General features: G+C 62.2%; 16 protein-coding genes. 11 read left to right on the top strand and 5 right to left on the bottom strand.

All coding sequences use genetic code 11. The features are described from left to right. The first annotated feature begins 43 nt into the window (after positions 1-43). The 6 genes from AC5PZ0_RS00275 (at position 44) to AC5PZ0_RS00300 (ending at position 5,405) form a co-directional block, all read left to right on the top strand. The gene (locus AC5PZ0_RS00275; RefSeq protein WP_003247142.1) at positions 44-229 is read left to right on the top strand and encodes a Trm112 family protein; all 186 of its coding nucleotides are present in this window, start codon (positions 44-46) and stop codon (positions 227-229) included. Next, a complete protein-coding gene (gene kdsB, locus AC5PZ0_RS00280; protein ID WP_099453299.1) occupies positions 226-990 on the top strand; it encodes a 3-deoxy-manno-octulosonate cytidylyltransferase in 765 nt (254 codons plus the stop codon). The genes AC5PZ0_RS00275 and kdsB overlap by 4 nt, the downstream gene beginning before the upstream one ends. Continuing rightward, the gene (locus AC5PZ0_RS00285) at positions 990-1,454 is read left to right on the top strand and encodes a low molecular weight protein-tyrosine-phosphatase (RefSeq protein WP_099428622.1); all 465 of its coding nucleotides are present in this window, start codon (positions 990-992) and stop codon (positions 1,452-1,454) included. Before kdsB ends, AC5PZ0_RS00285 begins: the two co-directional genes overlap by 1 nt. After that, a complete protein-coding gene (murB, locus tag AC5PZ0_RS00290) occupies positions 1,451-2,470 on the top strand; it encodes a UDP-N-acetylmuramate dehydrogenase (protein ID WP_493854081.1) in 1,020 nt (339 codons plus the stop codon). Before AC5PZ0_RS00285 ends, murB begins: the two co-directional genes overlap by 4 nt. Positions 2,471-2,692: 222 nt before the next feature. After that, positions 2,693-3,934 carry a glutamine synthetase family protein gene (locus AC5PZ0_RS00295; protein ID WP_265969592.1) on the top strand — a complete coding sequence of 414 codons (1,242 nt, stop codon included), beginning with the start codon at positions 2,693-2,695 and terminating at the stop codon, positions 3,932-3,934. Between the two features lie 130 nt (positions 3,935-4,064). Then, positions 4,065-5,405 (top strand): MFS transporter, encoded by a 1,341-nt coding sequence (locus AC5PZ0_RS00300; protein WP_027593061.1) that lies wholly within the window; start codon positions 4,065-4,067, stop codon positions 5,403-5,405. Between the two features lie 58 nt (positions 5,406-5,463). Here the strand turns inward: AC5PZ0_RS00300 and AC5PZ0_RS00305 are convergent, their stop codons facing one another. The 5 genes from AC5PZ0_RS00305 to flgA form a co-directional block, all read right to left on the bottom strand. Next, the gene (locus AC5PZ0_RS00305; RefSeq protein WP_493854082.1) at positions 5,464-6,042 is read right to left on the bottom strand and encodes a hypothetical protein; all 579 of its coding nucleotides are present in this window, start codon (positions 6,040-6,042) and stop codon (positions 5,464-5,466) included. 151 nt (positions 6,043-6,193) lie between these two features. Beyond that, positions 6,194-6,937, bottom strand: a complete 744-nt coding sequence (locus tag AC5PZ0_RS00310; RefSeq protein ID WP_099454954.1) for a flagellar brake protein — start codon at positions 6,935-6,937, stop codon at positions 6,194-6,196. 79 nt (positions 6,938-7,016) lie between these two features. Further along, a complete protein-coding gene (locus AC5PZ0_RS00315; RefSeq protein ID WP_099428626.1) occupies positions 7,017-7,484 on the bottom strand; it encodes a flagella synthesis protein FlgN in 468 nt (155 codons plus the stop codon). Between the two features lie 50 nt (positions 7,485-7,534). Then, positions 7,535-7,849, bottom strand: coding sequence for a flagellar biosynthesis anti-sigma factor FlgM (gene flgM / locus AC5PZ0_RS00320; RefSeq protein WP_099428627.1), 315 nt, complete (start codon positions 7,847-7,849; stop codon positions 7,535-7,537). 156 nt (positions 7,850-8,005) lie between these two features. Then, the gene (gene flgA / locus AC5PZ0_RS00325; RefSeq protein WP_493854083.1) at positions 8,006-8,758 is read right to left on the bottom strand and encodes a flagellar basal body P-ring formation chaperone FlgA; all 753 of its coding nucleotides are present in this window, start codon (positions 8,756-8,758) and stop codon (positions 8,006-8,008) included. Positions 8,759-8,835: 77 nt separating this feature from the next. Between flgA and AC5PZ0_RS00330 the strand changes: the two genes are divergently transcribed. The 5 genes from AC5PZ0_RS00330 to flgD all read left to right on the top strand — a co-directional run bounded on the left by AC5PZ0_RS00330 (position 8,836) and on the right by flgD (position 12,624). Further along, entirely contained in the window at positions 8,836-9,765 is a 930-nt protein-coding gene (locus tag AC5PZ0_RS00330) for a chemotaxis protein CheV (protein WP_412765469.1), read from the top strand. 51 nt (positions 9,766-9,816) lie between these two features. Next, positions 9,817-10,644: a protein-glutamate O-methyltransferase CheR gene (gene cheR, locus AC5PZ0_RS00335; RefSeq protein ID WP_027593054.1), complete on the top strand. Its 828-nt coding sequence runs from the start codon at positions 9,817-9,819 to the stop codon at positions 10,642-10,644. Between the two features lie 412 nt (positions 10,645-11,056). After that, positions 11,057-11,464, top strand: a complete 408-nt coding sequence (flgB, locus tag AC5PZ0_RS00340; protein ID WP_099428630.1) for a flagellar basal body rod protein FlgB — start codon at positions 11,057-11,059, stop codon at positions 11,462-11,464. 2 nt (positions 11,465-11,466) lie between these two features. Next, positions 11,467-11,910, top strand: a complete 444-nt coding sequence (gene flgC / locus AC5PZ0_RS00345) for a flagellar basal body rod protein FlgC (protein WP_027593052.1) — start codon at positions 11,467-11,469, stop codon at positions 11,908-11,910. A 12-nt stretch (positions 11,911-11,922) separates the two neighbouring features. Further along, on the top strand, positions 11,923-12,624 hold the full coding sequence (gene flgD / locus AC5PZ0_RS00350; RefSeq protein ID WP_493854084.1) for a flagellar hook assembly protein FlgD: 702 nt from the start codon (positions 11,923-11,925) through the stop codon (positions 12,622-12,624). The last annotated feature ends 7 nt before the right edge of the window (positions 12,625-12,631 follow it).

Genomic DNA, 12,631 nt, shown 5'->3' on the forward strand with positions numbered 1-12,631 from the left:
GCCCCTTTTCAATTTCCGGCCACCTGGCCTCAAGGAAGCTTCCATGGACACCAAACTGCTCGATATCCTGGCCTGCCCGATCACCAAGGGCCCGCTTAAGCTCAGCGCCGACAAGACCGAGCTGATCAGCAAGGGCGCGGGCCTGGCTTACCCGATTCGCGACGGCATCCCGGTGATGCTGGAAAGCGAAGCGCGTACCTTGACCGACGATGAGCGCCTGGACAAATGAGCCTGGACTACACGGTAGTGATCCCCGCCCGCCTGCGCTCTTCGCGCCTGCCGGGCAAGCCGCTGGCGCTGATCGCCGGTAAGCCGATGGTCCAGCACGTGTGGGAACAGGCGCGCAAGAGCGCGGCCAGCCGTGTGGTCATCGCCACGGATGACGCCAGCATCGTCGAGGCCTGCCAGGCATTTGGCGCCGAAGTGCTGCTGACTCGCGCCGACCACGAATCCGGTACCGACCGCCTGGCCGAAGTGGCAGCGCACCTCGGGCTGCCCGCCGACGCCATCGTGGTCAACGTGCAGGGCGACGAGCCGCTGATTCCGCCGGTGATCATCGACCAGGTGGCGGCCAACCTGGCGGCCCACCCGGAAGCTGGTATCGCCACCTTGGCCGAGCCGATCCACGAGCCACAGGTGGTGTTCAACCCTAATGCGGTCAAGGTGGTCTGCGACAAGAACGGCCTGGCCCTGAGCTTCAGCCGTGCGCCGCTGCCCTGGGCGCGTGATGCCTTCGCCGCCAACCGCGAGCAACTGCCGGAAGGTGTGCCTTATCGTCGCCACATCGGCATGTATGCCTACCGCGTGGGCTTCCTTCAGGACTTCGTCGGTTGGGGCCCGTGCTGGCTCGAGCAAACCGAAGCCTTGGAGCAATTGCGTGCCTTGTGGCATGGCGTGCGCATTCATGTCGAAGACGCCCTCGAGGCACCCGCGGTGGGTGTCGATACCCCTGAAGACCTGGAGCGCGTACGGCGCTTGCTGGAGGCCTGATGCGCGTCCTGTTCGTTTGCCTGGGCAACATCTGTCGCTCGCCTACCGCCGAAGGCGTGCTGCGCCATCAGTTGCAGGCTGCGGGGCTTGCCGAGCAGGTGCACGTGGCGTCCGCCGGTACCGGTGACTGGCATGTCGGCAAGGCGCCCGACAGCCGCACTTGCAAGGCCGCCATGGTGCGGGGTTACGACCTTTCGCAGCAGCGCGCCCAGCAGGTCAATGTGGCCCACTTTGCCGAGTACGACCTGATCCTGGCCATGGACGAAAGCAACTTGAGCCATTTGCGTGCCATGCGCCCGCAGTCTGCGCCCGGCGAGCTCGACCTGTTCCTGCGCCGCTATGGCGCGAAACTCGATGAAGTGCCAGACCCGTACTACGGCGGCGCGGAGGGTTTCGAGCAGGTCCTGGACCTGATTGAGGAAGCGTGCAAAGCGTTGGTCGTGGAAATCAAGGGGCGGTTATGACAGCGCTGTGGCAGGAGCACGTTTCGCTCAAGCCTTACAACACCTTTGGCATTGACGTCTGGGCCCGGCATTTCAGCCAGGTGCATGATGATGACGAGGTGCGTGAGGCGCTGGCCGAAGCGCACCGCCGAGGCGTGCCGGTGCTGGTCATTGGCGGTGGCAGCAACCTGCTGCTGACCGGTGATGTCGACGCGTTGGTGCTGCACATGGCCAGCCGTGGCCGCCGCGTGCTCAGCGATGACGGTGAGCACGTTGTGGTCGAAGCCGAGGCGGGCGAGCCCTGGCACCCGTTCGTGCAGTGGACGCTGGCACAAGGTTTTTGCGGGCTGGAGAACCTCAGCCTGATCCCGGGCACGGTGGGCGCTGCGCCCATGCAGAACGTGGGCGCCTATGGCGTCGAGATCAAGAACGTGTTCGCCGGCTTGACTGCGCTGGACCGCCAGACCGGTGAGCTGCGTGACTTTGGGCTGGAAGAATGCGCCTTTGGCTACCGCGACAGCCTGTTCAAGCGTAACCCTGGGCGCTGGCTGATCTTGCGCGTGCGCTTCATGCTGACCCACACGCTGCAAGCCCACCTGGACTATGGCCCTGTGCGCCAGCGTTTGGTGGAGCAGGGCGTAGTGCAGCCGAGTGCGCAGGCGATCAGTGATGCCATCTGCAGCATTCGCCGCGAGAAGTTGCCGGACCCAGCCGAGTTGGGCAATGCCGGGAGCTTTTTCAAGAACCCAGTGGTGTCTGCCGCGCTTGTCGAGCGTATACGGGGGCAGTTCCCGAGTGTCGTGGCTTATCTCCAGGCCGATGGCCAGGTGAAGCTGGCGGCAGGCTGGTTGATCGAGCAGGCGGGATGGAAGGGCTATCGCGATGGCGATGCCGGCGTGCATCGGTTGCAGTCGTTGGTGCTGGTCAATTATGGCCAGGCGAGCGGGGCGCAGCTGCATGACCTGGCGCGACGGATTCAGGCAGATATCCACGAACGATTCGGGGTCGAGCTGGAGATGGAGCCTAACCTGTACTGAGGCGTGCTGTAGATACAAGGCTGCTCCAACAGAATGGGGGCCATCCAGAATCAGGTGCTTGATATTTTAAACACCCCCAGCCTATGTTGTTGCCAACCTATAACAACAAGGACAAGCGTCATGACCACCCCAGGCCCGAGCACCCTCGCCGAGCACCTCCAGGGCATCGATGAAATCGAATGCGTCACCCCCGACCTCAACGGAGTGCCGCGCGGCAAGGTGATGACCGCCGAGGGCTTCCTCGAAGGTCGGCGCCTGCAGATGGCGCGCGGTGTACTGCTGCAATGCATCATGGGGGGTTACCCGCCGGCAAGGTTCTATGGCAGTGATGATGGCGACCTGGCGCTGGTGGCCGAGCCCGCTCACATTCACCGTCTGCCCTGGAGCGAAGACGGCCGGGCCTTGGCGATCTGCGATGCCAATGAACTGGATGGCAGGTCTTCGGCGTTGTCCACCCGCGGTCAGCTCAAGGCGGTCATCGCCCGCTATGCGGCGTTGGGCCTGGCACCGGTGGTTGCGACAGAGCTCGAGTTCTTCGTCTTCGCCCCCAACACCGACCCGCTGCAGCCGTTCTTGCCGCCACTGGGCAAGGATGGCCGCCGGGAGCTGGGCCATTCGGCGTTCAGTGTCAGCTCCAACAATGGCCTGCGGCCGTTCTTCAATGAGGTCTACCGCTGCATGGCGGCGCTTGGCCTGCCGCGCGACACCTTCATGCACGAGATGGGCATCAGCCAGTTCGAGATCAACCTCTTGCACGGTGACCCGCTGCTGCTGGCCGACCAGACGTTCCTGTTCAAACACCTGCTCAAGGAAGTGGCGCTCAAGCATGGGCTGACCGTGGTGTGCATGGCCAAGCCATTGGCGCATACGCCGGGCAGTTCCATGCACATCCACCAGAGCCTGGTGGACATCGACAGCGGCCGAAATGTGTTCAGCGATGACCAGGGGCAGCCGACCGAGACCTTCTACCACTTCATTGGCGGCCAGCAGGCGTGCATGGCCGACTTCACCGCGCTGTTCGCGCCCAACGTCAATTCGTATCAGCGGCTTTGTCACCCCTACGCCTCGCCCAACAATGCCTGTTGGTCCGAGGACAACCGTGCCGCAGGGCTGCGCATCCCGGCCAGTGCGCCGGTGGCCCGGCGTGTCGAAAACCGCCTGCCGGGCGCCGACGCCAACCCCTACCTGGCCATCGCCGCCAGCCTGGCTGCCGGGCTGCATGGCATCGAGCAACGCCTGCAGCCGACCCCGGCGATTCAGGGTGAGTTCGCTGTGCCAGAGCACCTGAGCCTGCCATGCACGCTGCACGCGGCACTCGAACGACTGAAGCGCAGTGCACTGGCGCGGGAACTGTTCGGGGCTGAGTTCATCGAAGGCTACGTCGCCACCAAGACCCTGGAGCTGAGCGATTTCTTCGACGAGATCACACCCTGGGAGCGGCGTGTGCTGGCAGCACAGGCCTGATCGCGACACAACCACTACTGGACGCGTCCCCCGTTGGCTATTTCGCCGGCAGGGGACTGCGCCGCGGCAAAATTGCTTTTATGCTAGCCAGCAAGCCAACGCCACCTGACCAGGGAGCCCGACGGGACGTATGCGAAACATCTGGAAGCCGTTTCAGTCGCTGTATTTCGCTGCCTTGATGATGCTTATCGGCTCGGGCCTGCTCAGTACCTACCTGGCACTGCGCCTGGCAGCCGATCATGTCGACAGCTTGTGGGTCGGTGCGTTGATGGCCGCCAACTACTTTGGCCTGGCCGTGGGCGGCAAGGTCGGCCACCGGCTGATCGGCCGGGTAGGGCACATCCGCGCCTATGCGACTTGCGCCGGCATTGTCTGTGCGGCGGTGCTTGGCCATGGCATGACCAACTGGCTACCGGCCTGGGTCGGGCTGCGGATGGTGGTCGGCTTGGGGATGATGTGCCAGTACATGGTCATCGAGAGCTGGCTCAACGAACAGGCCGACGCCAAGCACCGAGGTGCGGTGTTCAGTGGCTACATGATCGCCTCGTACCTCGGGTTGGTACTCGGCCAACTGATTCTGGTGGTGCACCCTGAACTCGGCCCTGAGCTGCTGATGCTGGTTGCCATGTGCTTTGCCCTGTGCCTGGTGCCGGTGGCAATGACCCGGCGCATCCACCCGGCGCCTTTGCGGCCGGCGCCGATGGAGCCGAAATTTTTCATCAAGCGCGTGCCGCAGTCACTCAGTACGGTGCTGGGTTCGGGCTTGATCGTCGGTTCGTTCTACGGCCTCGCGCCGCTGTACGCCTCCAGCCAGGGGTTGAGCACCGAGCAGATCGGTCTGTTCATGGGTAGCTGCATCTTTGCCGGGCTGGTGGTGCAGTGGCCATTGGGCTGGCTGTCTGACCGTTACGACCGCGCGGTGCTGATCCGCAGTGCCGCGGTAGGGCTGGCGCTGGCCTCTGCGCCCTTGGCGATCTTGCCCAGCGTGCCGCTGGAGCTGCTGTTCGGCATCGGCTTTGTCATCTCGTTGCTGCAGTTTTGCCTGTATCCATTGGCGGTGGCGTTTTCCAATGACCATGTGGAGAGCGAGCGCCGCGTCTCGCTGACGGCCATGCTACTGGTCACCTATGGTGTCGGCGCCTGCATCGGGCCGCTGGCAGCTGGGGTGCTGATGAAGGTGTTGGGCGCGCAGATGCTCTATGCCTTCTTCGTGTTCTTCGCGCTGGTGCTGGTGTGGCGCATTCGGCCGAAAGCGGTCACCGGGCTGCACCAGGTGCAGGACGCTCCATTGGGCCACGTGGCGATGCCAGCGGCTGGTTCGCCGTTGTCGGCGGCGCTCGACCCGCGGGTCGATGAGCAGACCGTGCAGGATGTGATGCAGACGCCGGTGGCGGCCGAGGATACCGAAGAAGAGCAGGCGGCGAGTGAGCGAGGGGTCAAGCCTGAAGTCGAGGTGGACAGGTCGGTTTGAGGCGGTGTGGTCACCGACGAAGGGGCGTTGCTCGCTTCATCGGTGGGCCACGCGGCAGTCACTCTACCTTGATGTCGTGCAGGTGGAATCTCAAGATATCGCCTTCTTTGTTACCGGCGTGCAAGAACCAGTTACGTAGCGGTGGGCTGGTTCTTGAATATCGCGCCTCCACTTGCGCGACTCTGTGGCCTTCTTTGTCACGCAGGTAGAACTCGACATTCTCGGCGCTCTCCAGGTTGCCATCCCAGGTGCTGAGCAACTCCATTTTCCACGTCTGCTGCAGGATAGGCAGCCGGCGCAACAGGTTGGGCGGAAAAATACAGCTGAACAGGTCATCCCCCCACGCATACCCATACAAGCCCAGCCAGCCGTTTGAGTTCTTTTCGAGTTGGCCGCTGAGAAACTTCACGCCAGTCGCGCAGTTGATCTTGTAATAGAGACGATCTTCGGTTGCCTCGATGAAAGTGAAGGTGAACTTGATCGGCTTGAAGCTGACGGAGTCGCCGCGCTTGTAATCGGTGCACAGCCAGCCATCCTGGTCGGCGGAAAAAAACGGATGGGCCCATAAAGGCGTATCGACCACCCCGACTTGGCCGTATTGGCAATGCAGCGCGGCAGTGAATGTTGAACGAATCATAGTGTCCGGCTCCTGAAGGCGCCTGAAGTCGGCGCGGCGCAAGCCACACTATGCAGTCGGTCAAATAACGGTAACGGGGAATCCCTTCTGGCTACAGCGATGGGGCCGCGCAGCAGCCCCTTCGGCTTTCGCTGAAAGCCAGGCAGGCGGATCAGTAATCGTCTTTATCGAACCGTCGCGCTTCGCGCTGCAGCTGGTAGACGAAACTCTCGATCTTGCGCTGCGCCTGGCCGCTGAGGTTATGGAAGCGCACGCCCGCGAAGGTGGTGTTGATACGTTCCTCGAAGTGCAGGTGGCGCAGTTCGACCATGGTGTCGACCAGGCCCAGCGGGTTGCCAGCCTTGAAGCGCTCGTACACCTGGCCCAGTTGCAGGCGATCCTCGACGTTGCCGTCGAAACGCAATTTGCAGCCGGTAGCCGAGATGTCCAGCAGCTTGCCGCGCAGGGCGCCGTTGCCTTTGAGGTGGGTGCCGTCGAGGATGATGTCGACCAGTTGCGACAGCTTCAGCGCAGCCCGGAAGGCATTGCGGCGCTGGTGGTAGGTCATTTCTTCAGGCATCGCGCCGCGGTAGCAGCGGTGGCCATCGACTTCACTGATGGTGAGCGGGGCATTGCATTCCCAGGCGATGCGCACGCCATCGTGGAAGCCCTCGACGCGGAACGGTTCGCCGTTCTCGATGAATTTTTCCCCGTCGCGGGGGATCATCTCGTCCAGTGCCAGGGTATTGCTGTCGCGATCGACATGCACCACGTAGCTCTGGAAGCGCTGGCTGCGATCAGGGAAGGTGATGATCAGGGGGTCATGGCTTTCCTGCAGCTGTCGCAGGTTGGCCGCGATCTCCAAAGGCGTACTGAGCACCTTTGGCGGCTGCGGGGCATCGGCTTCATTGAACACGGCTAATCACTCTCCAGGCAAAAACGACACACGCAAGTAACGGCATTTTGCCAGTATGTGACGTGGCTTGATAGAAGTATCACACTTGGCTGAGGGCGCGCGGCTTGGCCAGCAGCGAGGTGCTGCCGCGGCTGTCGTAGAGCGACGGAGAATCGCCACCCATGAGGATTCTGACCTGATTGTTGGTGATGTGTTGCTGCACCTGGATGATCCGGCCGTTGGTCTCGTTGACCTGCTGGCAGGTGTCCATCAGCTGCGAGAGCATGTCCAGCCGTTGCAGCATCGCGTCGCCATGCTGTGACTGCGCCGCCACTGCCTGCACACCGGCGCGGTCGGCGCTGAGGCCGAGGCTGGTGAGCAAGTGGCTGCGCCGCTGCCCATGCTGCTCGAGCAAGATGATCAATGACTGCTTGCGGGCCAGGATCTGTTCCAGCAGCGCCATGTCGCGGCCATGCAGGGCAATCGCTTCTTTTTGAAGAAGGTCGAGCAGTTCCTGCATCGGGGCGATGTCATCTTCGATCAGTTGCAGCAAGGTGGTGTCGTGCATGGCTAACTCTTGGCTTTAGTAAGCGTCCGTGAAGTCAGCGCGCCGAACGGTCAGCGCTGGGCTTCGAAATCGAGCAGTTTGCTGGCAACCCGGCCGGCATCGACCTGGTAGCTGCCATCGGCGATGGCCTGTTTCAACTGGGCCACGCGGGCGCTGTTGACGACGGGCTGGTCGCGCAGCGTATCGCTGACCTTCTGCAACTGCTGTGCCTCTTGGCTGAGGTGTACTGCCTCTCCGCTGGCGCTGGTGCCTTTTGGCGCTTCCGGGCTGGTAGCGGCCTTTTCGGCGCTGCCGGCCGCAGCATTGCCGCGAACGCCGCCCGTAACGGACGGAGAGTTATTCAAACGACTGAAGTCGATGACCATGATCAGAAACCCCTGGGTATTTGGACGCTTGCCTTGTTTTCGGCCAACCCGAAAGAAACTTTAGGCCCAATTGCGTAGCCGCCTGTCAGCAAGCCCGCGAACCCGTTTTCTGACACAGTTTAGGAAAAGCGGTTCCACACCGCCAGTACAATGCCGCTACATCGTCACCTCGACCTGGCCGGGGCCGGTCACCCTGGCCTTGATCACCCGTTTGGAATGCAGGTTGCGCACCCGGATCTGTTCGCTCAGGCCGCCCTTGCTCAACGCTTCGCCGGGCATGCGCACGCTCAGGCTGCCGCTGCGGGCAATGATCACCACCTGGTCGCCCTTGCGCACCACCTCCGCTTGCTCAAGGTGCTGTGGGGTAAGAACCTGGTCGATGACCGTGGGGCGTAGCATCTTCATGCCCACCGCCTGGTCCAGCTCGCTGAGAAAACCTTGGCCGAGGGTGCCGACATCGCGCTCGCGCAGCGCCACGTCGCCTTCGCCTACCACGTTGTCACGCTTGAGCGGGCGGGTGACCACCACCACGTCGCGGAACAGCCGCACCGTTGCCGGCACGAACACGGTCCACGGTGCGGCGCTGTCGCAGCGGACCCGCACCGTGACCCGGCCTAGTGGCTGCGCGGGGCTTTCCAGCGACGCGTCCAGCGGCTGGCTGCACAGCGGCATGCGCAAGCGTGGGTCAAGGGTGCTGACCTGGATCTCGTAACGGCCGGCGGTCTGGGTGCTGGCCAGATAATCTTCTACGGTGAATTCAAGAAACCCTTGGGTGACACCGATAAGCTGTTCAGGCAAGGTAAAAGCGTCCGCCAGCGTGCGAACGCCGGGCGCCAGCAGGCACAGCGTGGCCAGCGAGCCAGTCAGCAGGTGCGTCAATCGTCGGAAAAATGTCGTTTTCGTGTACATGGCGCTCAAAAAAGCAAAGCCCGTGCCGACTCGGTACCTGAATTGCAACGAAAGGCTGAAACGTTAAGGAGTCTGGCATGGCGGGTGTTATGGATTCGGTCAACCAGCGCACTCAGCTGGTGGGGCAGAATCGCCTGGAATTGTTGCTGTTCCGCCTCAATGGCGGTCAGCTCTACGGCATCAACGTGTTCAAGGTCAGAGAGGTGCTGCAGTGCCCGGTGCTGACCTTGCTGCCCAAGTCACACCCGGTGGTGCGCGGCGTGGCCAACATTCGTGGGGCGACCATCCCGATCCTCGACCTGTCGATGGCCACCGGGTTGGCGCCGCTGCAGGAAGACACGCGCAACAGTTTTGTGATCATCACCGAATACAACACCAAGACCCAGGGCTTCCTGGTGCACTCGGTCGAGCGCATCGTCAACATGAACTGGGAAGAAATCCACCCGCCACCCAAGGGCACCGGCCGCGACCATTACCTGACCGCTGTCACCCGTGTGGACAACCGCATGGTCGAGATCATCGACGTGGAGAAGGTGTTGGCCGAAGTGGCGCCGTCGTCCGAACAGGTGTCTGCGGGGGTGGTCGATGCCGAGGTGCAGGACAAGGCCGTACTGCTGCGGGTGCTGACCGTCGACGATTCGTCGGTGGCGCGCAAGCAGGTCAGCCGCTGCCTGCAAACCGTCGGTGTCGAGGTGGTGGCGCTTAACGACGGCCGCCAGGCGCTCAATTACCTGCGCCAGTTGGTGGAGGAGGGCAAGCGGCCGGAAGAAGAGTTCCTGATGATGATCTCGGACATTGAAATGCCAGAAATGGACGGCTATACGCTCACCGCAGAGATCCGCAGCGATCCGCGCATGCAAAAATTGCACATCGTCCTGCATACTTCGCTCTCCGGGGTATTCAACCAGGCGATGGTCAAAAAAGTCGGCGCCGATGATTTCCTGGCCAAGTTCAAGCCGGACGACCTGGCCCAGCGCGTGGTCGACCGGATCAAGGCAACGCATTGAAGCAGCCGGGAGCCCGCTCCCGGCACCAGCGATTGAAAAGAGGCGGCAAGAGTGTCTACGGGTAATTTGGATTTCGAACAGTTCCGGGTCTTCCTGGAGAAAGCCTGTGGCATCCTGCTGGGCGAGAATAAGCAGTACCTGGTCTCCAGCCGTCTCAACAAGCTGATGGAGCAACAGGGCATCAAGAGCCTGGGCGAGCTGGTGCAGCGCATCCAGGCCCAGCCGCGCAGCGGTTTGCGCGAACAGGTGGTCGACGCGATGACGACCAACGAAACCCTGTGGTTCCGCGATAGCTACCCCTTCGAGGTGTTGAAGAACAAGGTTATTCCCGAGTTCATCAAGAACAATCCAGGCCAGCGCCTGCGCATGTGGTCGGCGGCTTGCTCCTCGGGGCAGGAGCCTTACTCGATCTCGATGGCCATCGACGAGTTCGAGCGCAGCAACCTGGGCCAGTTGAAGATGGGCGCGCAGATTGTCGCCACCGACCTGTCCGGGACCATGTTGAACAACTGCAAGACCGGCGAATACGACAGCCTGGCCATCGCCCGCGGCCTGTCGCAAGAGCGCCTGCAGCGCTACTTCGACCCCAAAGGGCCGGGGCGCTGGGCGGTCAAGCCGGCCATTCGCAGCCGCGTTGAGTTCCGCTCGTTCAACCTGCTCGACAGCTACGCGAGCCTGGGCAAGTTCGACATCGTGTTCTGCCGCAACGTGCTGATATACTTTTCGGCCCAGGTGAAGAAGGACATCCTGCTGCGCATCCACAGCACGCTCAAGCCTGGCGGGTACCTGTTCCTCGGTGCCTCGGAGGCGTTGAACGGGTTGCCGGACCATTACCAGATGGTGCAGTGCAGCCCAGGGATCATCTACCAGGCCAAGTAAAGCCAAACGCGAGTCCTGTAGGAGCAGCCTTGCGCTGCGAAGAGGCCGGTGTAGGAGCAGCCTTGTGCTGCGAAGAGGTCGGTGTAGGAGCAGCCTTGTGCTGCGAAGAGGCCGGTGCAAGTGCAGTAAATCTACTGTGGCTTCACCGGCCTCTTCGCAGCACAAGGCTGCTCCTACACGGGCCTGAAATCGGCCGTGATGGTCTGACGTCAATATTTTGTTTTGCCGCTTTTGCCGCCCGGCGATTGCCGCTTTTACCTCCCCAAGCGGAAGCACTTTGCCGCTTTTCTGGCATCCCGCCTGCCAGCATCCCCCTTGCAACCCCGTGTTTCCGGCCTTTAAGCCGGTTGGCACAGCCCTTGCTATACCTTGACCAACGACACTCCGGTCAACCTCCGAAGGTTTCCCCGACATGAGCATCAGTTTCGACAAGGCGCTTGGCATTCACGAAAAGGCCTTGGGCTTCCGCGCCCAGCGCGCCGAAGTGCTGGCCAATAACATCGCCAACGCCGACACGCCCAACTACAAGGCGCGTGACATGGACTTCTCTTCGGTGCTCGCCGCCGAGAGTGAAAAGCAGCAAAGCGGCCGCTTCGCCCTGGACCGGACCAACAGCCGGCACATCGAGGCCGACGGCCTGGCCCTCAGCGACGAGGCGCTCAAGTACCGCACGCCGTTGCAGCCTTCGATCGACCAGAACACCGTGGATGCCCAGATCGAGCAATCGAACTACACGGAAAACGCCATCGGTTTCCAGGCCAGCTTCACCTTGCTCAACAGTAAATTCAAAGGGCTGGTTTCGGCCCTGCGCGGAGAGTAACCATGTCCCTTTCCAGTGTTTTCAACATTGCCGGCAGCGGCATGAGCGCGCAGAACACCCGCCTCAACACCGTGGCCTCGAACATCGCCAACGCCGAGACCGTGTCGTCGAGCATCGACCAGACCTACCGCGCCCGCCACCCGGTGTTCGCCACCACCTTCCAGAACGCACAGGGCGGCGCCAGCCAGTCGCTGTTCGAGGACCAAGGCGAAGCGGGGCAGGGCGTGCAGGTCAAAGGCATCGTCGAAGACCAGAGCAATCTGGAGGCGCGCTACGAGCCTAACCACCCAGCGGCGAACAAGGACGGCTACGTCTACTACCCGAACGTCAACGTGGTTGAAGAGATGGCTGACATGATCTCTGCCAGCCGTGCGTTCCAGACCAACGCCGAACTGATGAACACCGCCAAAAGCATGATGCAGAAAGTCTTGACCTTGGGTCAGTGATAGGAAGCCGACATGACCACGACCAATTCCACCAGTGACGTCGGCAGCGCGTACCTGACCTCGCTGCAAAAGCAGACCAGCAAGACCGACAGCAGCACCGGCGCTGCCGGCAGTGCGCTGGGCAAGGATGCGTTCCTGCAGTTGCTGGTAACGCAGATGAAAAACCAGAACCCGCTCGACCCGCAGGAAAACGGCGAGTTCGTTGCGCAGCTGGCGCAGTTCAGCAGCCTTGAAAGCATGCAGACGCTGAACGACACGGTGAACTACATCGCCGGGTCGTTCCAGTCTTCGCAGGCGTTGCAGGCCTCGTCGCTGGTTGGGCGCAATGTGATCGTCCAGACCGACAAGGCCTTGGTCGACACCAGCAAAGAGATGAAAGGGTCGGTCAACCTGACCTCGTCGAGTACCGCCACGTCTGTCGGCATTTATGACAAAGACGACAAGCTGGTGCGCACCCTGGACCTGGGCTCCAAGGCCGCCGGCAAGGCCGACTTCAGCTGGGATGGCCTGGACGACGACGGCGAGGCGTTGGAGGCGGGTACCTACACCTTCAAGGCCACCGCCAGCATCGATGGCACGTCCACGGCCATGACCACCAACCTGCCGGCCACGGTCACCAGCGTGACCATGGGTACCAACGGCGCCGAAATGACGCTCAACCTCGCCGGGCTGGGCAGCGTCGCGCTGTCCAAAGTTCAAACCATTGGCATCTAGGGCCTAA

It is taken from the genome of Pseudomonas sp. 5.2 (assembly GCF_059025405.1).